The 23,965-nt window shown below is 62.8% G+C and carries 23 protein-coding genes; 14 read left to right on the top strand and 9 right to left on the bottom strand.

The annotated features are described in order from the left end of the window. The first annotated feature begins 59 nt into the window (after positions 1-59). The 4 genes from ACFJIU_RS16660 to ACFJIU_RS16645 all read left to right on the top strand — a co-directional run bounded on the left by ACFJIU_RS16660 (position 60) and on the right by ACFJIU_RS16645 (position 4,627). Entirely contained in the window at positions 60-1,076 is a 1,017-nt protein-coding gene (locus ACFJIU_RS16660; RefSeq protein ID WP_379061615.1) for a polyprenyl synthetase family protein, read from the top strand. A gap of 225 nt (positions 1,077-1,301) precedes the next feature. Beyond that, positions 1,302-3,068, top strand: a complete 1,767-nt coding sequence (locus tag ACFJIU_RS16655; RefSeq protein ID WP_379061613.1) for a tetratricopeptide repeat protein — start codon at positions 1,302-1,304, stop codon at positions 3,066-3,068. 102 nt (positions 3,069-3,170) lie between these two features. Then, positions 3,171-3,587 carry a hypothetical protein gene (locus tag ACFJIU_RS16650; protein ID WP_379061611.1) on the top strand — a complete coding sequence of 139 codons (417 nt, stop codon included), beginning with the start codon at positions 3,171-3,173 and terminating at the stop codon, positions 3,585-3,587. A 95-nt stretch (positions 3,588-3,682) separates the two neighbouring features. Further along, positions 3,683-4,627 (top strand): glycine--tRNA ligase subunit alpha, encoded by a 945-nt coding sequence (locus tag ACFJIU_RS16645; protein ID WP_379061609.1) that lies wholly within the window; start codon positions 3,683-3,685, stop codon positions 4,625-4,627. Positions 4,628-4,724: 97 nt separating this feature from the next. Here ACFJIU_RS16645 and ACFJIU_RS16640 read toward each other — a convergent pair whose 3' ends face one another. Beyond that, positions 4,725-4,919: a hypothetical protein gene (locus ACFJIU_RS16640; protein WP_379061607.1), complete on the bottom strand. Its 195-nt coding sequence runs from the start codon at positions 4,917-4,919 to the stop codon at positions 4,725-4,727. Between the two features lie 191 nt (positions 4,920-5,110). Here ACFJIU_RS16640 and glyS point away from each other — a divergent pair, with 191 nt between their 5' ends. Together glyS and ACFJIU_RS16630 are read left to right on the top strand one after the other, a co-directional pair. Next, the gene (gene glyS / locus ACFJIU_RS16635; RefSeq protein ID WP_379061605.1) at positions 5,111-7,276 is read left to right on the top strand and encodes a glycine--tRNA ligase subunit beta; all 2,166 of its coding nucleotides are present in this window, start codon (positions 5,111-5,113) and stop codon (positions 7,274-7,276) included. A gap of 144 nt (positions 7,277-7,420) precedes the next feature. After that, entirely contained in the window at positions 7,421-7,711 is a 291-nt protein-coding gene (locus ACFJIU_RS16630; RefSeq protein WP_379061603.1) for a hypothetical protein, read from the top strand. A 202-nt stretch (positions 7,712-7,913) separates the two neighbouring features. On the opposite strand, the gene ACFJIU_RS16625 is transcribed toward ACFJIU_RS16630, so the two are convergent. Next, entirely contained in the window at positions 7,914-8,297 is a 384-nt protein-coding gene (locus tag ACFJIU_RS16625; protein WP_379061600.1) for a hypothetical protein, read from the bottom strand. Between the two features lie 154 nt (positions 8,298-8,451). Here ACFJIU_RS16625 and ACFJIU_RS16620 point away from each other — a divergent pair, with 154 nt between their 5' ends. The 3 genes from ACFJIU_RS16620 (at position 8,452) to ACFJIU_RS16610 (ending at position 11,605) form a co-directional block, all read left to right on the top strand. Next, a complete protein-coding gene (locus ACFJIU_RS16620) occupies positions 8,452-9,423 on the top strand; it encodes an L-threonylcarbamoyladenylate synthase (RefSeq protein WP_379061598.1) in 972 nt (323 codons plus the stop codon). A 9-nt stretch (positions 9,424-9,432) separates the two neighbouring features. Continuing rightward, positions 9,433-10,857, top strand: a complete 1,425-nt coding sequence (locus ACFJIU_RS16615) for an FAD-binding oxidoreductase (protein WP_379061596.1) — start codon at positions 9,433-9,435, stop codon at positions 10,855-10,857. 181 nt (positions 10,858-11,038) lie between these two features. After that, complete coding sequence (locus ACFJIU_RS16610; RefSeq protein WP_379061594.1) at positions 11,039-11,605, top strand: DUF6101 family protein; 567 nt, start codon at positions 11,039-11,041, stop codon at positions 11,603-11,605. A gap of 94 nt (positions 11,606-11,699) precedes the next feature. On the opposite strand, the gene ubiA is transcribed toward ACFJIU_RS16610, so the two are convergent. Continuing rightward, a complete protein-coding gene (gene ubiA / locus ACFJIU_RS16605; RefSeq protein ID WP_379061592.1) occupies positions 11,700-12,683 on the bottom strand; it encodes a 4-hydroxybenzoate octaprenyltransferase in 984 nt (327 codons plus the stop codon). Between the two features lie 177 nt (positions 12,684-12,860). Next, complete coding sequence (locus tag ACFJIU_RS16600; RefSeq protein ID WP_379061590.1) at positions 12,861-13,400, bottom strand: GNAT family N-acetyltransferase; 540 nt, start codon at positions 13,398-13,400, stop codon at positions 12,861-12,863. Positions 13,401-13,547: 147 nt separating this feature from the next. Here ACFJIU_RS16600 and purD point away from each other — a divergent pair, with 147 nt between their 5' ends. Together purD and arsC are read left to right on the top strand one after the other, a co-directional pair. Then, the gene (purD, locus tag ACFJIU_RS16595; protein ID WP_379061588.1) at positions 13,548-14,825 is read left to right on the top strand and encodes a phosphoribosylamine--glycine ligase; all 1,278 of its coding nucleotides are present in this window, start codon (positions 13,548-13,550) and stop codon (positions 14,823-14,825) included. Then, positions 14,822-15,235 (top strand): arsenate reductase (glutaredoxin), encoded by a 414-nt coding sequence (gene arsC / locus ACFJIU_RS16590; protein WP_379061586.1) that lies wholly within the window; start codon positions 14,822-14,824, stop codon positions 15,233-15,235. The genes purD and arsC overlap by 4 nt, the downstream gene beginning before the upstream one ends. A gap of 21 nt (positions 15,236-15,256) precedes the next feature. Here the strand turns inward: arsC and ACFJIU_RS16585 are convergent, their stop codons facing one another. Both ACFJIU_RS16585 and ACFJIU_RS16580 read right to left on the bottom strand, forming a co-directional pair. Beyond that, positions 15,257-16,399 carry a glycoside hydrolase family 25 protein gene (locus tag ACFJIU_RS16585; protein WP_379073129.1) on the bottom strand — a complete coding sequence of 381 codons (1,143 nt, stop codon included), beginning with the start codon at positions 16,397-16,399 and terminating at the stop codon, positions 15,257-15,259. A 103-nt stretch (positions 16,400-16,502) separates the two neighbouring features. Further along, entirely contained in the window at positions 16,503-17,363 is an 861-nt protein-coding gene (locus ACFJIU_RS16580) for a LysR family transcriptional regulator (protein WP_379061584.1), read from the bottom strand. 92 nt (positions 17,364-17,455) lie between these two features. Between ACFJIU_RS16580 and ACFJIU_RS16575 the strand changes: the two genes are divergently transcribed. The 3 genes from ACFJIU_RS16575 (at position 17,456) to ACFJIU_RS16565 (ending at position 21,237) form a co-directional block, all read left to right on the top strand. Beyond that, positions 17,456-18,469 (top strand): NAD(P)-dependent alcohol dehydrogenase, encoded by a 1,014-nt coding sequence (locus ACFJIU_RS16575; protein WP_379061582.1) that lies wholly within the window; start codon positions 17,456-17,458, stop codon positions 18,467-18,469. A 217-nt stretch (positions 18,470-18,686) separates the two neighbouring features. Then, the gene (locus ACFJIU_RS16570) at positions 18,687-20,456 is read left to right on the top strand and encodes an acyl-CoA dehydrogenase (RefSeq protein WP_379061580.1); all 1,770 of its coding nucleotides are present in this window, start codon (positions 18,687-18,689) and stop codon (positions 20,454-20,456) included. 25 nt (positions 20,457-20,481) lie between these two features. Beyond that, complete coding sequence (locus ACFJIU_RS16565; protein ID WP_379061579.1) at positions 20,482-21,237, top strand: crotonase/enoyl-CoA hydratase family protein; 756 nt, start codon at positions 20,482-20,484, stop codon at positions 21,235-21,237. A gap of 91 nt (positions 21,238-21,328) precedes the next feature. Here ACFJIU_RS16565 and ACFJIU_RS16560 read toward each other — a convergent pair whose 3' ends face one another. The 3 genes from ACFJIU_RS16560 to ACFJIU_RS16550 all read right to left on the bottom strand — a co-directional run bounded on the left by ACFJIU_RS16560 (position 21,329) and on the right by ACFJIU_RS16550 (position 23,957). Then, positions 21,329-21,775, bottom strand: a complete 447-nt coding sequence (locus ACFJIU_RS16560) for a BA14K family protein (RefSeq protein ID WP_379061577.1) — start codon at positions 21,773-21,775, stop codon at positions 21,329-21,331. Positions 21,776-21,898: 123 nt separating this feature from the next. After that, positions 21,899-22,531, bottom strand: coding sequence for a LysE family translocator (locus ACFJIU_RS16555; RefSeq protein WP_379061575.1), 633 nt, complete (start codon positions 22,529-22,531; stop codon positions 21,899-21,901). A 64-nt stretch (positions 22,532-22,595) separates the two neighbouring features. Beyond that, positions 22,596-23,957 (bottom strand): serine hydrolase, encoded by a 1,362-nt coding sequence (locus ACFJIU_RS16550; protein ID WP_379061573.1) that lies wholly within the window; start codon positions 23,955-23,957, stop codon positions 22,596-22,598. Positions 23,958-23,965: the final 8 nt, after the last annotated feature.

Genomic DNA, 23,965 nt, shown 5'->3' with positions numbered 1-23,965 from the left:
CTGGCCGCTAGAGTCCTATCAAGGCAGCGCGCGGTGGCGTGGCGGACGGGAGTTTTGGCGTGGGTGTTGTTCTCAACCTCGAAGACGGAAAGCGGGAAGCAGCGTCGATCAAGGATCTGATCGACCTGACGGCGTCTGACATGGGGCGCGTCAACGAGCTGATCCTGTCCAAGGCCGGTTCCGACGTGCAGATGATCCCCGAGGTTGCCAATCACCTGATCTCGTCGGGTGGCAAGCGGCTGCGTCCGATGCTGACGCTCGCCGCTGCACAGATGTTCGGATACTCCGGCGACGGCCACGTCAAGCTCGCGACCAGCGTCGAATTCATGCACACCGCCACCCTGCTTCACGATGACGTGGTCGACGAAAGCGGCATGCGGCGTGGTAAGAAGACGGCGCGCATGATCTGGGGCAACCAGGCAAGCGTGCTGGTTGGCGATTTTCTGCTCGGTCAGGCTTTCCGCATGATGGTCGATGTCGGTTCGCTCGATGCGCTCGACATCCTGTCCTCGGCCGCCTCGATCATCGCGGAAGGCGAAGTCATGCAACTCGCCGCCGCCAAGAACCTCGACACCACGGAAGATGAGCATTTCGCGGTCATCAAAGCCAAGACTGCCGCGTTGTTTTCGGCCGCCGCCGAAGTCGGCCCCGTCATCGCTGATGCCTCGCGCATCGATCGTGCCGCGCTACGCTCCTATGGCATGAATCTCGGTCTCGCTTTCCAGCTCATCGACGATGCGCTGGACTACGGCGGCTCCTCCAAGGATCTCGGCAAGAATGTCGGCGACGACTTCCGCGAGGGCAAGGTCACGTTGCCGGTGATCCTTGCTTATCGCCGCGGCACCGCCGCCGAGCGCACCTTCTGGAAGCGGGCCATCGAGGAGAACGTGGCAGACGATGCCGGTCTCGAAAAAGCGATCGGCCTGATGACGAAGCATGCCGCCATCTCCGACACGATCGGCCGAGCCCGTCACTTCGGCGAGATCGCCCGTGACGCGCTGGCGCCGCTTGAGGGAACGCCTCAGAAGGCGGCGCTGATCGACGTCATCGATTTCTGCATCAGCCGCGTGAATTGAGGCGAGGTCATCTAAGGCGTTACTTTTTGGCAGCAAGTCGCTGGCGCGGCGTTCCTACCCGGCAGAGCCGCCCACATCGGAAGCCATGCTTTGTTAAGACGATGTCCGCATTGTGACCGCCAGCCGGATTGATGCGCGACCCCAAAAAGGCCATGCTTTGCCGGAATGAAGGATTCTTGGCGATCCCCGCTTGAGCAGGGGAGGAGCCCGCCAGAAAGGGATACGATGCGGCAAAGACGTGCTCGCTGGCTTTCGAGCCTGGCTATTCTCGCTGGCCTTGCGGCCCAGACGCAGTCCGGTTTGGCTGCGCAGCCATCGGCACCTGTCGAAATCAATTCGTTCTCCGGCGCCTATCTGTCGGCGAGGGTCGCTGAAAACGACAACGATCTCGACAACGCAATCAACTATTACAAACAGGCACTGGCCTTCGCGCCTGAGGATACACAGCTTCAGCAGAGCCTGATGCTTTCGTTGATCGCACAGGGCCGCTTCGAGGAATCACTGCCCTACGCCGACAAATTGAAGGAGGTGCCGGATATCGAGCGCTTCTCGCGCCTGGCGCTGGCCGTGGACAGTTTCAAGAAGAAGGATTTCACCAAGGCACAGTACTGGCTGAAATTGTCGCTCGGTGCGGATCTCGACAAGCTGATCAGCGGTGTCATGACCGGCTGGGCCATGCAGGGTGCCGGCCAGGGCACTGACGCGATGGACTATGTCGGCAAGCTGGAAGGCCCGGAGTGGTTCGACCTGTTCAAGGCCTATCATCGCGCGCTGATTGCCGATGCTGCCGGAAAGACCGACAAGGCCGACGCGGCCTATGCCGAGGCGATCGGCAACACGTCTGCCGGAGGGGCTGCGCCAGAGACCTGGATGCGTGCAGCGCAGGCCTATGCGATCTTCCTGGCCCGCAAGGGCGACAAGGACAAGGCGCTTTCGGTGCTGAAGCAGGCGGAAGAATTCGGCCCCGGCAAGATCGAGATCGTCGCGCTGCGCGACAGGATAGGCAAGGGCGAGAAGCCGGATCCGCTTGTCGTGAACCCTTCGGAAGGAGCGTCCGAGATACTGCTCAATCTTGCCACCGCGCTCAACCGGGGTGGTGGTGAGCCGTTCGTGCGGCTCTATCTCGAATATGCATTGGCGCTGAAGCCGGACAGCGACGTTGTTCTGGTACAGCTTGCCGCCGTTGCCGAGCAGCTCAAGGATGGTGACCGTGCCATCGATTTCTACCGCCGCATTCCGGCGTCCTCGCCGCTGAAGGAAGTCTCGGAACTGCAGACCGGCCTGAACCTCGCCGATCTCGGCCGCAACGACGAAGCGATCAAGCAGCTTAAGGTCCTTGTCGAGGCAAATCCTCAAGACATGCGCGGTTATCTGGCTCTTGGCGGCGTCTACGCCTCCAAGCAGGATTTCCGCTCCGCAGCCGAACTCTTCGACAAGGCGGTCGCGGTGCTGAAGACGCCGACCAAGGCTGACTGGAACATCTTCTATCAGCGCGGCATTGCCTATGAGCGCATCAAGGAATGGCCGAAGGCCGAGCCGAATTTCCGCAAGGCGCTGGAACTCTACCCGAACCAGCCGCAGGTGCTGAACTATCTCGGTTACTCCTGGGTGGACATGGGCACCAACCTCAAGGAAGCGCTGGATATGATCAAGAAGGCCGCCGAGCTGCGGCCGAGCGACGGCTACATCATCGATTCGCTGGGCTGGGCCTATTACAAGCTTGGCCGCTACGACGACGCCGTGCGCGAAATGGAGCGTGCCGTGCAGCTGAAACCGGAAGATCCGGTGCTGAACGACCATCTGGGCGATGTCTACTGGCGGGTCGGCCGCAAGCTGGAAGCGACTTTCCAATGGCGCCATGCTCGCGACCTGAAGCCTGAGCCGGATGTGCTGGCTTCCGTCGAGCAGAAGCTGCTCAAGGGGCTGCCTCCGCTCGAGAACAAGACCGCCCAGGAAGCGCCCAAACCCAAGCCGACTGCCCCGAAGGGGTGAACTGGTTCGCGTCGTGAATTGGAAGGCCTCACGGCGGCCTTCCGGCGGGGTTTTGCCTTTCAGATTGCCGCATTGCGTTGACTTCTCTCCGCACTGCCAGCCATGATCGTGCTGGTTCAGCCTGGGGGTCGCGCGATGCTACGGGTTTGCCTGTCTGTTGCGGTCTTGCTGCCTTCTCTGGCCATGGCCGACGAGATCAGGATCGATGGCCGCTGGAACACGGGCAACGGTCCAATAACCATCAGCCGGCTCGAGACGGGCGAATACGCGATCGTTTTTGACAATTATGCAGGCAAGACCGTCGGCAAGCTGACCGACAATGTTCTCAGCGGTGCCTGGCAGGATGTTGCGAAGGTCACGCCTTGCCCGACCGAGCAGAACGGGTCGACCTATTGGGGGACGTTCAGCATCAGTTTTTATGGTCCGCCGGCAATCAAGAAACCCGCATTTCAGGGAATACTCGCCTTTTGCGACAACCAGAACGAGGGCACGAATTTCTCGGGTGAATTGGCGGACTGACAGGTCGCCAACTTTCCTGATCGTCTCATTGCCTTGACGCCCTTGCCCCTCGGCTCTAGGGAGTGGCGCATCCCGCAGCTCCCATCGAGGCCGCCGTGACCGCCGAACTGCCCGCCAATATGGACCCCAAGCGCTCGTTCCAGGGCCTTATCCTGACGCTGCACAACTACTGGGCTGCGCACGGCTGTGTCATCCTGCAGCCATACGACATGGAAGTGGGTGCCGGCACGTTCCATCCGGCGACGACGCTGCGCGCGCTCGGCCCTCGTCGCTGGAATGCTGCCTATGTGCAGCCATCCCGGCGTCCGAAGGATGGCCGCTACGGCGAGAACCCCAACCGGCTGCAGCACTATTATCAATACCAGGTCATCCTGAAGCCGAATCCGTCGAATCTGCAGGAGCTGTATCTCGGTTCGCTCAAGGCAATTGGCGTCGATCCGCTTCTGCATGACATTCGTTTCGTCGAGGACGACTGGGAAAGCCCGACGCTGGGCGCCTGGGGGCTCGGGTGGGAATGCTGGTGCGACGGCATGGAAGTGTCGCAGTTCACTTATTTCCAGCAGGTCTGCGGCATCGAATGCGCTCCCGTTGCCGGCGAACTGACCTACGGGCTGGAACGGCTCGCCATGTATGTGCAGGGCGTCGACAACGTCTACGACCTGAATTTCAACGGCATGGAGGGGCCGGACCGCGTTTCTTATGGCGAGGTATTCCTGCAGGCAGAGCAGGAGTATTCGCGGCACAATTTCGAGCATGCCAATACGGCCATGCTGCTGCGTCATTTCGAGGATGCGGAAGCCGAATGCAAGGCGCTCCTGGATGCCGGCGCGCCGAGTGCGAACGCCAATGTGGCCATGCACAGAATGGTGTTCCCGGCCTATGACCAGTGCATCAAGGCCAGCCATGTCTTCAATCTGCTCGACGCGCGCGGCGTGATCTCGGTCACCGAACGCCAGAGCTACATCCTGCGTGTGCGCAATCTGGCCAAGGCATGCGGTGAGGCGTTCCTGCTGACAGAGGCTGGCGGACTGGCTGCCTGAGCCCGGAGCGTTTCCGTCTTATCACGGAAGCGCGGAACGCTCCGTCTCGTACGCAATTCCGGACGGAAAGCCGCTACGCACTTTTCCTGGAATTGTTCTACCCCACGTCGGCCAATTCGGCGTCGATGATCGCGGCAAGGAGGGACTGGCGATCGGGTCCAGCGATCGTCCTCAAGGCTTGCCGCACACCCGGCATCCGGAACTCGGCCGGCGCTTCGACCTGATTGACGAAGCAGGCGCTGAGCGCGATGACCTGGAGCAATGTCGATGCCGTTTTCATGGTTTCGGCCAATGATTTCCCGTCTGAGCGTCGTCCGCTTCAGCGCTGTGTTTCAGTGATGTCGTTGTGCCCTTAGGACGGGTGAGGTGGTCGCTTCCCGACACACCTGTCGAAATTTTCATTCGTCCGTTGTCTTGCACGAAGGGTGACAGGGCGCGGACGACTTGCTATTGCCGCCGCAGCTTTCCCGTTTGAGACCGACCATGCCCGATCTGCTTCTTGAACTACGTTCCGAGGAAATCCCTGCTCGCATGCAGAGGAAGGCCGCCGGTGATCTGAAGAAGATGCTGACCGACGGTCTGGTCGAGGCAGGTCTCACCTATGAGGCGGCGCGCGAATATTGGACGCCGCGTCGCCTCACGCTCGACATTCGCGGTCTAACCGCACGCTCCAAGGATGTGCGCGAAGAGATCAAGGGGCCGTCGACCAAGGCACCGGAACAGGCGATCCAGGGCTTCCTGCGCAAGGCGGGCCTCGCCTCGATCGCTGACGCTCACGTCCATGCCGATCCGAAGAAGGGCGATTTCTACGTCGCCCATATCTCCAGGCCCGGCCGCGCCGCCGAAGAGGTCATCGCCGAGCTGGTGCCTGCGATCATCCGCAGCTTTCCATGGCCGAAGTCGATGCGCTGGGGCGCTGCCTCGGCCAAGCCTGGCGCGCTGCGCTGGGTACGCCCGCTGCAGTCCATCGTCTGCACCTTCGGACCGGAAACCGAAGAGCCGGTGGTCGTCGATTTCGAAATCGACGGCATCCGCGCCGGCAACGTCACCTATGGTCACCGCTTCCATGCGCCAGGGGCCATCACGGTCAAGCGCTTCGACGATTATGCCGCCAAGCTTGAGGCCGCCAAGGTCGTCATCGATCCCGAGCGGCGCAAGGAGATCATCCTGGCCGATGCCCGCAATCTGACCTTCGCCAATGGGCTGGACCTGGTCGAGGACGAGGGGCTGCTCGAGGAAGTTTCCGGCCTGGTCGAGTGGCCGGTCGTGCTGATGGGCGAATTCGAAAAGGCTTTCCTGGCAATCCCGCCGGAAGTGATCCGCCTCACCATCCGCGCCAACCAGAAGTGTTTCGTCACGCGCCCGCAAGGCGAGGCGGAAGACCTTTCCAACCGCTTCATCCTCACCGCCAACATCGAGGCCAAGGATGGCGGTGCCGAGATCGCGCATGGAAACGGCAAGGTCGTGCGTGCCCGCCTGTCGGACGCGCTCTATTTCTGGAACACCGACCAGGGCGACCTGCCGGACCTCGGCGCTTTGCAGGGCTCGGCGGCGAAGTTCGATCTCGATCTGGCCAAGCCGCTCGACCAGCGCATGGCACGGCTCGACCATCTCAACGTCACCTTCCATGCCAAGCTGGGCACGCAAGGTGCGCGGGTCGAGCGCATCCGCAGGCTCGCCCGCGAAGTCGCACCGATGGTTGGCGCAGACCCGGTGCTGGCGGAACGCGCGGCTGTTCTGGCCAAGGCCGATCTGCAGACCGAAGTGGTAGGCGAGTTCCCGGAGCTGCAGGGTGCAATGGGGCGCAAATATGCCCTTCTCCAGGGTGAAAACGCTTCCGTTGCGGCGGCGGTCGAGGAACATTACAAGCCGCAGGGCCCGTCCGACCGCGTTCCGACAGACCCGGTTTCGGTCGCCGTGGCGTTGGCCGACAAGCTCGACACGCTGGTCGGGTTCTGGGTTATCGACGAGAAACCGACCGGTTCGAAGGATCCCTACGCCTTGCGTCGCGCGGCACTGGGCGTGATCAGGATCTTGATCGAGAACGGCGTGCGGTTGGGTCTGCGCAAAACCTTTGCCGAAGCCAACCGGGCCAGAACAGCGGTGTCGGATCAGGCCGGTGACTGGGCTGCAGACCTCCTTTCCTTCTTCCACGACCGCCTGAAGGTCTATCTCCGCGATCAGGGTGCGCGGCATGACCTGATCGATGCCGTCATCACGCCGGATGCCGATGATCTGTTGACGGTCGTTCGTCGCGTCGAGGCACTCGGCACATTGCTCGACACCGAGGACGGCAAGAACCTGCTGGCCGGCACCAAGCGCGCTGCCAACATCCTCGCGGCCGAGGAAAAGAAAGGCACCGCGGTGGCTGCCGTCGTCGACCCGGCGCTGTTCCGCGAAGATGCGGAGAAAAAGCTGTTCGCTGCGATCGCTCAGGCGGAAGCCCAGGCAGGCGAAGCCATTGGCCGGGAAGATTTTTCCGGCGCCATGGTAGCGCTCAGCGCGCTGCGCGAGCCAGTCGATATGTTCTTCGACAAGGTTCTCGTGAACGACGATGACACCGCCGTGCGTGCAAACCGCCTGGCACTGCTTTCGCGCATCCGCAGCGCCACCGATCGCGTCGCCGATTTCTCGAAGATCGCCGGCTGACAGCCGGATTTGGAGTGCTTTGCGGCGCTCCTGCGAGCTAATTCAGCGACTTGTGAAATAGCCGGACGAGCCGGCTTACAGTCATATGGCGATGATGTCGGCGTGGGACAAATCGGGTGTTAACTCGAACCCACGGAGGCTTTCATGACATTCGTTACCGAACCCGAAATGATTGAAGACACCCTGGCCTCTGACGAGGCGCTGCTCGAAGCTACCCCTGAATACGAACTCGAAGCTCATGACGACGACGAGGTCGTGCTTTCGGACGATGAGGACGAGCAGGACGACGACGGCGAGGAAGCCGAAGACGCTTCCGACGATGAAGACGAGTCCGAGGATGGCGACGAAGCTGCCGAGGACGAGGATGAGTCGGAAGATGGCGAAGAGGTTGCCGAGGAAGACGGCGAGGAAGACGAGGCCAAGGCCGCAGCCTGATCCAGCTTGTGAACAGCCGGACGGCCTCACGTCGTCAAAAGCTGTGATGACCGAACTCGTCGAGCGGGCAGGGTGGCCGTTGCCGTCTTGCCCGCCTGGACGACGCGTCTGGAGCGTTTCCGTTTTTCACGGAAACGCGGAAACGCGCTGACTTTTGCAATTCCGGACGGAAAACCGCTAAGCACTTTTCCTGGAATTGCACCTAGCGTGTCACCTTGGGCTTGTGCTCTCCCGCCAGACCGTCCTTGCCGGTTTTTGCGGACACCGCCGTTGCCGGGAGTTTGCCGTTTGCCATTGCCGGCTTGGCGACGTGACGCGGCAATGCAGCGCCCACCACACCATCGCGGATCACCATGGTCGCGCCTGCCGGTCCACTCCGCTCCGGAATGGCCGAAACCTTCTCCGGCGTCACCGGCATCTCGCCTTCACCGGCCTGTACCACTGATCTGCCCACCGTTGGATCGGCCGCGGGGGCAATCACCGAAGGTGTTGCCGCTGGCGCGGCGTCGCTGAAATAGACCAGCGACGATGCCTGCGCGGTGCCTGCGATCCACAGGCTGAAAAATGCGACCGCCATGCCACGCATGAAGTTATACCCTTGCCCGAGTTCCCATCCGGCACCCTAGGGCAATCCTGTTGATATCGACTTACGCTGGTCACGTGCATTTTAGCGATAGGCGCGGGAGGCTTGCCCATAACCACGCCGCGTATTACGCAGCCGCTCAGAAAAGGTTGTGACCGTGGCTGACATCATATCCGCATCCGAAGCTCTGGAACCGGCGCTGGCTCTGCTCGAAGCCGGCGAGGTTGTGGCCATTCCGACCGAGACCGTCTACGGCCTCGCCGGCGACGCGACCAACGGGCAGGCGGTTGCCCGCATCTTCGAAGCCAAGGGCCGACCGCGTTTCAATCCGCTGATTGCCCATGTTGCGGACATGGCGATGGCCGAGCGTATCGCGATTTTCGATCCGCTGTCGCGCAGACTGGCCGAAGCGTTCTGGCCGGGGCCGTTGACCCTGGTGTTGCCGTTGCGCCAGGAGGCCGGCATCCATCCGCTGGTGAGCGCGGGGCTGGATACGGTTGCGCTGCGTATGCCAAAGGGCTTCGGCGGAGAGCTTATCCGTCGTCTCGGCCGTCCACTCGCGGCGCCCTCGGCCAATTCGTCAGGCAGGATCAGCGCCACGACCGCGCGTGCGGTGGCCGACGATCTGGGGCGTCGTATCAGGCTGGTCGTCGATGGCGGCGCGACGCCGGTCGGGCTGGAATCGACCATCGTCAAGGCGGAGCAGGGCGGCTTGCGTCTCCTGCGCCCAGGCGGCATCGCTGCCGCCGACATCGAGGCCGTTGCCGGTTCCGGATTGCTGCGCGGTGCCAGCGGCATCCAGGCTCCGGGCATGCTGGCCTCGCACTACGCGCCGGGCGCGGCAATGCGGCTCGATGCTGAAAAGGTGGAGCAGGACGAAGCGCTGCTAGCCTTCGGTCCGACGCGCGCTGCCGGCTGGCAGGACGCCGTTGCCATCAAAAACCTGTCGGAGCGCGGCGACCTTACCGAGGCCGCTGCCAATCTGTTCGCTTTCATGCAGGATCTCGATCGCGCTGGTGCAGCGGTCATCGCCGTCGAGCCGGTGCCTCGGGACGGACTTGGCGAGGCGATCAACGACCGGCTCGCCCGGGCTGCCGCGCCGCGTGACAAACCTCTCGCGGCGTCCTAGGTCTTGGGCATGACCGACACCGATCTTTCGTCCAGCCTGCTCCAGCGTTTCGCCGACATCGTCGGCGACAGATATGCGTTACGCGACCAGACGGATATTGCGCCTTATCTCATCGAACGGCGTGGGCTTTGGCACGGGCGGACGCCGCTGGTGCTGCGACCCGGCAGTGTCGAGGAAGTCAGCCGCATCATGCGCCTGGCCACCGAGACGCGCACGCCGGTCGTGCCGCAGAGCGGCAACACCGGGCTGGTGGGCGCGCAGGTGCCGGATGCGTCCGGGCATCAGATCGTGCTTTCGCTGTCGCGGCTGAACCGCATCCGCGAGATCGACGTGCAGTCGAATACCGCAACCGTAGAGGCCGGTGTCATCCTGCAGACGCTGCAGGAGGCGGTGGATGCCGCCGGCCGCCTGTTTCCGCTGTCGCTGGCGGCGCAGGGTTCGTGCCAGATCGGCGGCAATCTCTCGTCCAATGCCGGAGGCACGGGCGTTCTCGCTTACGGCAACACACGCGAGCTTTGCCTGGGTGTCGAAGTGGTGCTGCCGACCGGAGAGGTTTTCGACGATCTGCGCAAACTGAAGAAAGACAACACCGGCTACGATCTGAAGAACCTGTTCGTCGGTGCCGAAGGCACGCTGGGTGTCATCACCGCCGCCGTCATGAAGCTGTTTCCCAAGCCGAAGGGGCGCGAGGTCGCATTTGTCGGGCTGTCGTCACCACAAGCGGCGCTCGGCCTTTTCAATCTGGCTGAAGACCGCGCGGGGCCGGCGCTGACCGCTTTCGAGCTGATTGCCAAAACTCCTTATGACTTCACGCTGCGCCACGGCGCCGGTGTGATCCGTCCCCTGGCCGACGACTGGCCCTGGTATGTGCTGATGCAGGTCTCCTCCGGTCGTTCCGCCGAGGACGCCAGGGCTTTGATCGAGGACATACTGTCGGAAGGACTGGAAAGTGGCCTTGCGGACGACGCGGTGATTGCCGCGAGCCTCGCCCAGGCCGATGCCTTCTGGAATTTCCGCGAGACGCTGCCGGAAACGCAGAAGGCGGAAGGCGCTTCGATCAAGCACGATATTTCCGTGCCGATCGCGACGGTCCCGACTTTTATCGAGCGCGCCGGCAAGGCGGTCGCCTCGGTCAGTGCCGGTGCCCGTGTCGTCTGCTTCGGCCATATGGGCGACGGCAATCTGCACTACAACATTTCCCGGCCCATCGACGGTGACGACAAGACCTTCCTCGATCTCTACCGGCCGATGAACAAGGCTGTGCACGATGTCGTGCGTTCGTTGAACGGCTCCATCTCGGCCGAACACGGCATCGGCCAGTTGAAGCGCGACGAACTGATTGCCACCGCGCCGCCGATGGCGATCGAGCTGATGCGCCGGGTGAAGGCCTCCTTCGATCCCGCCAGCATCATGAATCCTGGTAAGGTTATCTGATGGTTTCGAATGCTGCTTTTGGTGGGATTCCGATAACCATCTGGAAGATCAGCAAAATTTAACCGACTTTTTTAAGCGGGCCGGTAAGGAGCCGCCGCTAGTCTCTCCCCATAACGAGGCGGGAAAACCCGCACGGAGATGACCGGGATACCCGGCTCTCAGGAGAGACAGGAAGGCATCCATGAACACCGGACTGAAACCAGTCTGGGCTGGGCGCAACATGCGCCTCGACCCGTTTCGCCTGCCGCAGGTGGTGAGCTACGCCGCCCGCGACGATGCCGGCGACATCACACTCACCATCGACCGGCGCGGTGCCGTCATGCGGCGCAAGTTGCAGATGAGCGGCATGCCCGTCGTGATCGCCCTGCCGGCCCGAGCGTTTCGTGGCGTTGCCGCGCGCGCCATGGAAGACGAGGACGGCAATGTCACCGTGACGCTGGAACTGCTGCACACGGATTCGATGCTGTCGGTGCCGCTGCTGGTTGCCGACGATCTCGACGACATCGCCGCCGACTGGCGCGCGTGGGCGGAAGCCTTCGGCCTGCCGATGCTGCTGATCGAGGCGGACGGTGTCGCCCGCACGCTGGAGGAGTCGCTCGGTGCCGCGATCAAGACGCAGCCGCCGCGTGCCCGCCGCAAGGGGCGCATCTCCACCACGCGCCGCCCACGCTTCCTGGCCCGCCGCCGCACCGGCAATCTCGGTCTCAGGCTGGTCATTGGCGGCGAAGAGATCATCGCCCGCGAATAGAGTGGCGTCTGCAGTGCATTCTTGAAGCGAGGGTCAGCGGCTCGAAGTTGCTGACCCTTTTGTATTTGCAGCGGAACACCACCTGTCCGGATTGCTAGAGCAGCGGCTTTACCGCCACCCAGACAGCTCCGCCGATCAGGCCGGCGAAGATCAGCCAGCCGACCTGGTTGTTCGACCGGAACAGCTTGAGGCACTGCTCCGGATTGTCGATGTCGAGCGTCACGATCTGTCTTGCCATGTGCGCGCCGGCGGCGATCAGCCCCGCCAGTGCCACGACTGGCGCCTGTACCGAGGCAAAGGCGACGGCGAAACACATCAGCGCGCCGGCATAGAGCCCGGCGAGCCAGGACTTGGTGTGTTCGCCGAACAGGCGGGCAGTGGAGCGCACGCCGACGATGGCGTCGTCTTCCTTGTCCTGGTGGGCATAGATCGTGTCATAGCCGATCACCCACAGGATCGAACCGATGTAGAGCAGGAAGGCCGGGGCATCGAGATCGGCGAACTCGCTCGCCCAGCCCATCAGGGCCCCCCATGAAAAGGCAAGGCCGAGCCCGAATTGCGGCCAGTTGGTGAACCGCTTCAGGAATGGATAGATCGCAACGACCGCCAGCGAACAGACGCCGAGCAGGATGGCGAAACCATTGAACTGGACCAGCACCACCAGCCCGACCAGCGCCTGCAGGATCAGGAAGGTCCAGGCCTGCTTGCGGCTGACCTTGCCGGACGGCAGCGGGCGCGAACGGGTGCGCTCCACCTGATTGTCGATGTCCTGGTCGACAAGGTCGTTGTAGGTGCAGCCGGCGCCGCGCATGGCGATGGCGCCGAGCAGGAACAGGATCAGCGTCGAAGGCAGGGGCAGCAGCGAAAGCAGGCTGTCTTCCGGCCGCGCATAGGCACTGGCCGCAAGCGCGGCCGACCACCAGCAGGGCCACAGCAGCAACTGCCAGCCGATCGGCCGGTCCCAGCGCGCAAGCTGTGCGTAGGGCCACAGCCAGCGCGGCAGCACGCGATAGACCCAGTGCCCGCTTGGCGCGTCGGCGACACGTCCCTGGGCCGATTTCGACTGTATGGTTTCCATCGCCGTGGAGTGGCAGGCTGCGGGGCGGGCGTCAAGCAGACATGGTGTCTCGCAGCCTTGTATCGGGCTGCCTGCCTAGAGCGTTTCCGTTTTTCACGGAAACGCGGAAACGCTCTAAGTTTTTGTTTTCGGCGCATTTTTGTAACGCCAAGTGATTCCACTTGGCTACAAAATGCTCTAGGCCTGTGGCGCGAACGGCAGATACCAGAACAATGCGATCTCGCGGGTGTCAGGATGGAGCCCCCGATAGAAAAACCGGTCGATCCCGCCAAGCTCGAAGCCCTGCCGCTCATAGAAACGGCAGGCGGTGAGGTTGTTGTTCTGGGTTTCGAGTGAGAGCCCGGGCAAGCCCAGCTCCTGTGCCCAGCTCCTGGCGTGCTCGAACAGGCGGTGGCCGATACCGCCGGTGCGGTATGGGCGATCGACCCCGAAATGGTCGAGCAGGCCGTAGCCGTTCCAGTTGCGGGTGACAGAAAGCCGTCCGATGGGCGCTCCATCCAGCAGGGCGACGAACAGCACACTGTCGTCATCCCATTCGCCGTCGTTGTCGTCGGCCTTGTTGTAGCTCTTCACATACGGCTCGGTGGCAGTCCGCTGCCATTCGGAGACAGGTCTACCAAAGGCAGGTTCGAGATAGGCATCGACCTCGAAGCTGAAGTCAGCCTTGCCCGCGGTGGCAAAAAGGAGGGGATCGGCGCGTTCGATTGTGACGGGCATGACAAATCCTGTTGTCTGTTGCGCGCAGATAGGCAGCCAGCCGCCCGTCGGCAATGCCGTAGCGGTTGATATGGATGATCGCGCCTTGACCTGCCGCGTCATCGCCAATAGCCAGAGCTGGCTACACGGATGGGCGAGGTTGCCGACATGAACGTTCTTCTCCTCGGTTCCGGCGGACGCGAACACGCGCTGGCCTGGAAGCTCGCCGCCTCGCCGCTGCTTACCAGGCTTTACGCCGCGCCCGGCAATCCCGGCATCGCCGAACAGGCGGAGCTCGTTGCGCTCGACATTGGCAATCATGCCGCCGTGGCTGCATTCTGCCGCGACATGAAGATCGACCTCGTCGTCGTCGGTCCGGAAGCACCGCTGGTTGCCGGCATCGCCGATGATCTGCGCGCCACTGGCATCCGCGTCTTCGGACCCTCCAAGGCGGCAGCGCGTCTGGAGGGGTCGAAAGGCTTCACCAAGGATCTCTGCGCCCGCTTCAACATCCCGACCGCCGCCTATGGCCGTTTCGACAATCTCGCCGATGCGCGCGCCTATGTCGAAAAAGTCGGGGCGCCGATCGTCGTCAAGGCCGACGGGCTTGCCGCCGGCAAGGGGGTTACGGTCGCCATGACCTTGTCCGAGGCGATGGAGGCGCTGAACGCGTGTTTCGACGGTTCGTTCGGCAGTGCGGGAGCCGAAGTCGTGGTCGAAGAATTCATGACCGGCGAAGAGGCGAGTTTCTTCTGCCTCTGCGACGGCACGACGGCGTTGCCCTTCGGCACGGCGCAGGATCACAAGCGTGTCGGCGACGGTGATGTCGGCCCCAACACCGGTGGCATGGGCGCCTACTCCCCGGCACCGGTGATGACGGCTGACATGATCGAGCGCACCATGCGCGAGATCATCGAGCCAACCATGCGCGGCATGGCGGAACTTGGTTCGCCTTTTGCTGGTGTGCTGTTTGCCGGGTTGATGATCACCGACCAGGGACCGCGGTTGATTGAATACAACACCCGCTTCGGCGATCCCGAATGCCAGGTGCTGATGATGCGGTTGAAGGACGATCTGCTCGTGTTGCTCAACGCGGCCGCTGATGGCCAGCTTGGCCATATGTCGGTACGCTGGAGGGATGAGGCGGCACTTACGGTGGTGATGGCAGCGTCTGGCTATCCTGGCACGCCCGAAAAGGGGTCGGTGATCCGCGGCATCGATGCGGCCCGGGCCGAGGGCGCGGAGGTCTTCCATGCCGGCACCGCGGTCAATGCAGGTGCCTTGGTTGCCAATGGCGGTCGCGTGCTCAATGTCTCGGCCATCGGCCGCAGCGTCGGAGAAGCGCAGAAGCGCGCCTATGCCGCCGTGGACCGCATCGACTGGCCGCAGGGCTTCTGCCGCCGCGACATCGGATGGCGCGCGGTCGAACGCGAAGAGGGACGATGAGCGTCACCATCTACCACAACCCCGCCTGCGGTACCTCGCGCAACGCGCTGGCCATGATCCGTGCTTCCGGCGAGGAACCCCAGATCATCGAATATCTGAAGACGCCGCCGTCGCGTGCGAGGCTGGTCGAACTGCTGCGCCTGATGGGCATGAAGCCAAAGCAGCTGCTGCGTCAGAAGGATACGCCCTATGCGGAGTTGCGGCTCTATGATCCGCGCTTCAGCGACGAAGAGATCCTCAACTTCATGATGGAATGCCCGATCCTCATCAATCGGCCGATCGTCGTGACCGAAAAGGGTGTCGTTCTGGCCCGGCCTTCGGAGCGAGTGCTGGAAGTGCTCGCCAATCCTGACATCGGTGATTTCGTCAAGGAAGATGGCGAGGTCGTGCACACCTCGATCCACCGCTAGCGGGCCTGTTGTTTCGGAAGTTCAGCGATCCGCCGGCGTGGTGGCCGCTTTGGCAGGCTTGATGGATCCTGTTGCGATCGGATCGATGCCAGCCGGCGGCATGCCCTGCGAGACCAGCACAGCCTGCATCCTTTGCCGCACAGCCGCGACATAGCCGGCTATGCCGCGCATCTGTTTTGCCACCAGCAGGGGCGGGCGGCGGAATGCGTTGCGCAAGGCAATCCAGCGCGCCGTCAGCGCAGCACCCAGTTCGTCCAGCGTCGGCGGTGCCGCCACCGCCGCATAGGCGACGCGTTCACCGCGCATGCCAGCCTCCCGGGATAACGGCACCGGCACGCTTGCGAGGTAGTCGACCGGCACATCGATGAGCGCACCGAACGGCCATTGGTCGCGCAATTCGGCTGCGTCCATCGGTGCGACATTGATGTCGATGTCGTGGGGCGTCCCTGCAGCGCGATACGGACAGGAGAGCCGGCCGCAATTGGCCTGCGCGGCGAATTGCCAGAGTGCATAGCCGTTCCAATGGCCCTTCGGGAAACTGCCGCCGACTTCCGGCTTGTAGCGTGCGTACCAGAGCGGCAGCCGCGACAACAACCGATAGCGATAGCGGTTGGCGGCGATGTGGCTTGCCGTGACCTCGTTGGTGTAGAGGATCGGGAAGCGGCCGACACGTCTGTGCACCTGCCGCACGAACTCTTCCGCGTCTTCCAGCGACATCCATTTTTCGGGGTCGTTGTCCTCGATGTCGAGGGCAAGCAGGTCGTCAGGACCGGGCTCGGCGAAATCAATGAAATTGTCGGCCTGCTCGACCGGATTGCCCGGACGGGCGAGGTGATAGGCGCCCCATTCCAGCCCCAGCGCCTTCGCGACGACCTTGCGTGTCTGGAACAGCTCGCGTGCCACGGCATGCCGGCGCCAGAGCGCCTTGCACAGCCGCTGCTCGGTCTCGGTGCCGGGGCAGGAATAGGGCGGCGGCATGCCGTCCGAGGCTTTGTTGATGAAGCCGACGATCCGCTTGTCCGAGGCAAGCGCGTTCCAGTCGATGGGATTGTATTCGTAGGCGTCGATGACGAGTGCGCGGTCTTCTTTTTTCCAGGGCTCGGAAAAGTCCGACGCCGTGGCCGCGCCCGTCGCCGCCGCCAGGCCTGCTGCCAGCGTTGCCATGCGGAAGAACTGTCGCGTGCGGCCGTTCAAGGGCGTACCCCGCTCTCTGACGGTCGATCCTGAACGGCCATGGTTAATGAAAGGTTCTCCTGCCGTTTATCGGCTAAGGAGATATCCTCAGGAATGCGCGGATTTCGTCGGCCAGGTCGTCCGCGACCTTGGCCATCGAGCCGAGATGTGGTGAGCGCACCATCAGGACGTCGAGCTTCAGATTTGCACATGCGACCTCGACCGGCTCGATGCCTTCCGGTTTTGTCCGGTCGAGCAGGCGCTTCGGAAAAAGCCCGAGCCCCAGTCCTTGCCGCACCAGTCCCATCTGCAGGCCGGCATCCTCGATCTCTGCGGCGACAAGCAAGGCACGACCTTGTTCGGCAAGGCGGCCAGCAAGGCGCCGACGCGCATCACAGGGTTCCGGGCTCAACACCCAGCTGCTCTGTTGCGGGTCTCCCCTTGCGATCAATGCGGGCGACGCGATGGTCACCAGTTCCTCCTCGCCGATGGGGTCGGCGTCGTAGAATCGGGACCTGTCCGAGAGCAGAATTGCTGCGTCGAGAAGGCCGAGGCGATGCTGTTCGGCGAGATCGGCACTCCAGCCAGATTTGAGGCGCAGCGACACATGTGGAAAGCGGGCGATGACGGCCGCGATGTGCTCCGCCAGGCTGTGATGGGCGAGGCCATTGACGAGACCGAGGCGGAACACACCTTCCGGCTCTGGCGTAGTGGCGATGGCTTTCAGCCTGGTGAAACCGTCCAGGATCTCATGGCTTCGCGCCAGAACATCCACGCCTGTCGGCGTCAGCTTTGGTGGTTTTTGCCTGCGGTCGAGAAGCTGGACTCCAAGCGCCTGCTCCAGTCGCTGGATCTGGCGGCTGACAGCGGGCTGCGTCAGCGGCAGTCTTTGCGCCACCTTCTGGATCGAGCCTTCCTCGGCAAACAGGACAAAGGTACGGAGCTCTTCAATCATGCAGAACAGACATAGTTATTTTGCATAATATGAATTTGAACGTCGAATAGTGCAAGGCCATTTTGGCGGTGTCAAAAACGGAGATACCGCTGATGAAAGCGATCGTATTGCAGCAGAAGCCAGGCGTCGAAAACCTCCGTGTCGTTGATCGACCGCAGCCGGTACCGCGCCGCCAGGAAATCCTGATCAGGGTCCGAGCCACAGCCCTCAACTATCGTGATGTCGAGATCATCAACGGCAGTTATCACACCGCCTTTGCCTTGCCGCTCGTGCCGCTGTCGGATGGTGTGGGTGAGGTGGTTGCGATCGGCGAGGAGGTGACGCGTTTCGGTATAGGGGATCGTGTCTGCTCGACCTTCTGGCAGCGCTGGGCTGGCGGCTCGTTCCGCATGGCAGAACCAGCCTATCAGCGCGGCGGCCCGATCGACGGCCTGCTTGCGGATTTTGCAGTGCTCGACGAACAGGCCGCGGTGCTGGCGCCGAAGAACCTCAGCGATGTCGAAGCCGCGACCTTGCCATGTGCTGCGGTAACTGCATGGCACGCGTTGGTTACTCTGGGGGCGGTGAAGGCTGGTGACACTGTTCTGGTTCAGGGCACGGGCGGCGTTGCGCTTTTTGCCCTGCTTTTCGCGAAGGCGAACGGGGCACGGGTCATCGTCACGTCCAGCAGTGACGAGAAACTGCGTCGCGCCCAGGCGATGGGCGCCCTCGCCGGCGTCAACTACAGCCAGAACCCGCAATGGGCCGACGCTGTTCTCGATCTGACGGACGGGCGCGGTGTCGATCATGTCATCGAAGTGGGAGGGCCGCGGAGCTTCGAGCAGTCACTGAAGGCATCGGCACGTTGCGGACAGATCAATGTCATCGGCTACCTTGGCGGCAAGGATGGCACGATCAACCCGCTCGATATCTTCAGGAAGCAGGTCCAGGTTCGCGGCATCCCAGTTGGTTCCCGCGAATCCTTTGAGACGATGGTCCGCGCGATCGAGGCGCTTGACCTGAAACCGGTGATCGACCGGACGTTCAACTGGACTGAAGTCGCGGCTGCGGTTCGCCACCTGGAGAGCGGGTCGCATTTCGGTAAGGTCGCCTTGGTGCACGAATAGGGCTGGCGGCTTGCCAGGCAGGGAATTATCGGCTCTGCCGGAGGCTTCCCGTGATTTTGGCTTTCGGCTCTGCTCCCGTTGAAACCCTCACAAAATCCACGTGACAAAATTTGACGTTTACGTAAAAGTATATCTGCCGGCGGCATTGCACCATAGCACTGTTGCATTGCAACGTGGGCACGCGGCAGGATCGCGTGGCAGCAAAGGAGGAGACGGCATGTATCGGGCACCGGTTGCGGATATCGCCTTCACGTTGAAACACGTCGCGGGGTTGAAGCCGGCTCTCGATGCCGGATCCTTCGGCGAGCTCGGCGAGGATCTGGTCGACGCGGTGCTCGAAGAGGCGGGGCGTTTCGCCACGGAAGAGGTCGCGCCACTGTACAAGATCGGTGACGAGACCGGGGCGGTATTGAAGGACGCCGCCGTGACTACGCCCGCCGGCTGGAAGGACCTCTACCGTCGCTGGATTGACGGTGGATGGAACGGCCTCTCTGCCCCCGAGGAGTTCGGGGGGCAGGCACTGCCAAACATGCTGGGTGTCGCGGCACTCGAGATGTGGAACTCGGCCGCCATGGCTTTCGGCATCGGTCCGACGCTCACCATGGGCGCGGTCGAGGCGCTGCACAAGCACGCCTCGGACGAACTCAAGGCAAGATACCTCGCCAAACTGGTATCGGGCGAATGGATGGGCACGATGAACCTGACGGAGCCGCAGGCGGGGTCGGACCTCGCAGCGTTGCGCTCTCGGGCAGAGCCTGCCGGTGACGGCACCTATCGCATCTTCGGCCAGAAGATCTTCATCACCTATGGCGAGCACGATTTCACCGACAACATCGTGCATCTGGTGCTGGCGCGACTGCCTGACGCGCCCGCCGGCACGCGCGGTATATCGCTGTTCCTGGTGCCGAAATTCCTGGTCAACGATGACGGTTCGGTTGGCGCCCGCAACGATGTGTTCTGCTCCGGCATCGAACACAAGCTTGGCATTCACGCCTCGCCGACATGCACGATGATCTATGGCGACGGTTTCGGAGGTATGACGCCCGGCGCCATCGGCTGGCTGATCGGCGAGGAGAACAAGGGCCTCGCCTGCATGTTCACCATGATGAACAACGCCCGCCTCGCTGTCGGCATGCAGGGCGTGGCCGTGGCCGAGGCCGCCTACCAGAAGGCGCTTGCCTATGCCAACGAGCGCAGGCAAGGCAAGGCGGCCAGCTATGCCGGCAACGGCATGGCGCCGATCGTCCATCACGCCGACGTACAGCGCAATCTGCTTACCATGAAGGCGTTGACCGAGATCGCGCGTTCGATCAGCTATTGCTGCGCGCACGCACTCGACATGGCGCACCTTTCTGAAAGCGAAGCGGCCGGGCATTGGCGCGACCGTGCCAATCTGCTCACGCCGCTGGCCAAGGCTTTCTCGACGGATGCCGGCGTCGATGTCGCGTCCCTCGGCGTGCAGATCCATGGCGGCATGGGCTTCATCGAGGAAACGGGAGCCGCCGCCTACTATCGCGATGCGCGCATCGCGCCGATCTATGAAGGCACCAACGGCATTCAGGCGATCGACCTGGTGACGCGCAAATTGCCATTGGGCGGCGGCCGGCATGTGCACGGCTATATCGATGAACTGAGGGCGGTGGCCGCTGATGCGCGTGCGTCGAACCGCCCCGGTTTCGGTCGTACGGCAGACCTGCTCGACCGCGCGCTGGCGGATCTCGCGGAAGCGACCGACTTCCTGCAGGCATGCCTTGCCGATGGTCGTCAGGAAGCCGCCCTTGCCGGAGCTACGCCATATCTCAGGCTGATTTCGCTGGCTGCGGGCGGCGCCTATCTGGCACGTGGCGCACTCGCTTCCGAGCAGCGGCTGCCGCTCTGTCGTTTCTATGCCGAGAACATGCTGGGGGAGACCTCGGCACTCAAGGAGCGGGTGCTCGGTGGCTCCGAAAGCCTGGCGGAAGCCGGCAAGGCACTGATCTCGGCCTGACCATTCACAACGAAGGAAGACAATCGTGACGGATCACATCATAGTCGGGCGCCATGGCGCGGTTCAGGTCATCCGCATGAACCGGGCCGACAAGAAGAACGCGCTGACCCGCGCCATGTATGCGGCGATGGCGGCGGCTCTGGTCGAGGCGGATGCCGATCCGCAGGTGCGCGCCACCGTCTTCTTCGGCCTGCCGGGCGCATTTTCGTCCGGCAACGACCTTGCCGATTTCCTCACCATCGCCACCGGCGGCGAAGGTGGCCGCGAGGTATGGGACTTCCTGCTGGCGCTGGCGCGATCGCAAAAGCCGCTGCTGTCTGGCGTCGACGGTATTGCCGTCGGCATCGGTACCACGCTCAACCTGCACTGCGATGTGACCTTCGCCACGCCACGCACCATTTTCCGCACCCCTTTCGTCGATCTCGGCCTGGTGCCGGAAGCGGCGTCCAGCCTGCTCGTGCCCCGCATCATCGGACGTCAGGATGCATTCGCGCTGCTCGGATTGGGCGAAGGCTTCTCGGCGGAGCGCGCCAAGGCGGCCGGCCTGATCTACGCGATCGTGAGTGAGGATACGCTGGAGGCGGCAGTGCTTGCCAAGGCCGAGGAAATAGCGGCCAAGCCGCCGCAGGCGCTGAAAATTGCTCGCGACCTGATGCTCGGTTCGCGCGAGGAGGTCGTCGCGCGCATCGAGGAGGAGGGGCGGCATTTCGGCGAGCGCCTCCAGTCCGACGAAGCCCGCGCCGCTTTCATGACCTTCATGAACCGCAAGAAGGCGGGTTAGCCGAGCAGGCAGCCAAAAATTGTGGACCTGACGATCAGCCCGAAAACCGAATTCGATTTTCGGGCTGATCCGTTGGCAACGGATTGTCCGCTTACCGGTAGGGCGAAATGCACTGCTGACGTGGCCCGTAATTGGGCTGGAAGGTGTTGTCCGAGACCCGATAGGAGCGGTAGCGATCGTAGCACCAGCGCACATGCGCGTTGCTCAGCCGCGCCGGATAGGCCGGGCGATAGACAGGGCGCCCCTGATTGGCGATCGCGCCGCCGATGATGGCCCCGGCGATGAAGGCGGCCGGCGGGAACCACATGCCATTGTGGCGTTTCCAGCCCGGCCGGGCCTGACGATAGCCGCGATGGCCGTTGTAATAATAACGGTCGCCGTCGCGATAGAAGCCGCGGCGGTTCTGCACCTGCAGGATGTCGGTGCTCGTCTCGACGGTAGGCCTTTGCATTGGAGCTGCCTGGCCGGGTGTCGCCGAAGTGGCAAAGGCGGTGAACACGGTCGCAGCCGCGCAAAGGGTGGAAATCAGCTTTTTCATCACATTCCTCGTTCGGTTAGAAACTTCGGATGCGAGGAACTTCGCAGCCGAGGTGTGAACCGAACCTGAACGCCTGCATTAAATATTTGTAATGTCAGGATAAATGCCTTCGTATTTGGCCGTCTAGCGATGCTCGGCGGCAATACGGACACCGAGCCCGATCAGCAACGTTCCGGTCACGCCTTCGATCGTGCGTCGCACCTTCGGCCGTCTCAGGAAGTCGCCCGCCTTGGCGATGAGCGCCGCGTAGAATGCGAGCCAGGCGAAGGTCAGCACCGAAAAGACGACGCCCAGGAAAAGGAAGGCCGAGAAAGTGGCGCTGCCGGCGGGAACGAACTGCGGCAACAGGCTGGCGAAGAACACCGCCATCTTGGGATTGCCGAGATCGCTGATGATGCCTTGCCGGAAGGCGGAAACAGCGGACAGCCGGGTCTGAGCTTGCGGCATGGCATCGCCATGGCCGCTAGTCGTCGGCCAGAACGCCTCGCGTAGCGCCTGGATTCCGAGAAAGACCAGATAGGCCGCGCCGGCATATTTGACTGCCAGGAAGACCGGTTCCGAGGCTGTCAGCAAGGTAACGACGCCGGCACTGGTTGCGAGTGCCCAGATCGCTTGTCCGCAAGCGATGCCCAGAGCTGTCATCAGCCCGGCGGCACGGCCGCCGAGCAAACTGTTGCGGATCGTGATCGCGGTATCCGGTCCGGGCGTGGCGATGACGATGAACGACACGCCCAGGAATGCCAGGAACAAGGTCATTGCCGGTCTTTCCCTTGAGATGTGACCGGCAAATCCTACACGATCCGTGCTGCGCGAACAGCGTCTACTCGATCCGCTCCGCCGGCATGTCGGCGCCGTTCTGATGCAAGGTCAGTCGCTTGGCCTTGCCGTCGTCGCCGACTTCGAAACCTATCTGGGCGTCCACGACCTTGTAGAAGAACTCGCGCTCGCTTTCGGGAAAGATTTCGATCTCGGGCTGACCCGTTGCCTGTGCCATCAGCCGGTCTCCCGCACGCCTGATCGTCAGGATGAAATTCGGTGCCAATTGATATCGTCCGACGTAACGATCGTAGAGGGCGGTATCGATGGTCACAGCCACCCTTGCCTTGGGTGCTTCCGCGAGTTTGGCGGTAGGGTCGAGCAGATGCCGGCCGATGTCGTCGACGCCGATTTCCGTAGACGTGTTGGACAAGGCAATGACGCCGACTTTCGCCTTGACCAGGAAGCCCATGAAGGAGCGGTGGCCGCCTGTGCCGCCATTGTGCCAGATCATCTCGTCGTCACCGACCCTGGTGATCATCCAGCCAAGGCCCATTTGGGGCGCACCGTCGCCGCCAAGGTTGCGTCGTGTCGTTTCGCTGAGCGCGAAAGCGGTTTGCAGCGGTGTTTCCCGCTTGCCCATTGCGGCTTCAAGGAAGATCAGCATGTCGTTTGTGCTGGAGCGCAAGGCGCCGGCCCCACCCAGCGTCGGCAACCGCCAGGCAGGCACGGCGTGCAGGGATTGGTCGTGGCCGGGTGTGAACCGCGCCTCCAGGGCTGGTGAAAGCGTGATCCCGGTGCTGTCCATGCCGAGCGGCTTGATGATGCGACGGGTGATCAGCCCTTCGTAGTCGGTGCCGGTGCGTGCGGCCAGCGCGTGGCCGAGCAGGCCGAAGCCGAGATTTGAGTATTCAAACTCGCTGCCGATATCGCGCGGCAGCTTGTATCCGGACAGGAAGCTGTCGAGCTGCTCGACCGTATAGTCCGCATAGGGATCGTCCTGGTCCTTGGGCGCGAGATTGTCGGGCAGGCGCGGCAGGCCGGACATGTGAACGGCCAGCTCCCTGAGGGTGATGGTCTTGCCGTCGCGCTCCGGCACCGTCACGTTGGTCGGCAGGTATTTGGCCACCGGGTCGTCTAGCGAGACCTCGCCTTTCTCAACCATGTCGGCCAGGGCCAGCGCGGTGAAGACCTTGGTGATGGAGCCGATCTCGAAGACCGTGTCGCCATCCACCTTGCGGGCGTCATCCGCGCCGAAGCGACCATGGGCGATTGTCCGGCGACCGTTGGCGTCGATGACGCCGATGACGATGCCGAGGCTCTGTTTTTCGACATCGATGCGCTGTTCAAGCATGCGGCGGATTTCGGGGTCTGGCGGAATGGGGGACTTCTCTTGTGCCTTGGCTCCAAATTGTGTGGTGATCACGAGCAGTC

The sequence above is a fragment of the Mesorhizobium sp. UC74_2 genome (assembly GCF_042701485.1).
Taxonomy (GTDB): Bacteria; Pseudomonadota; Alphaproteobacteria; order Rhizobiales; family Rhizobiaceae; genus Mesorhizobium.
This window is presented reverse-complemented; position numbering and strand designations above follow the sequence as displayed.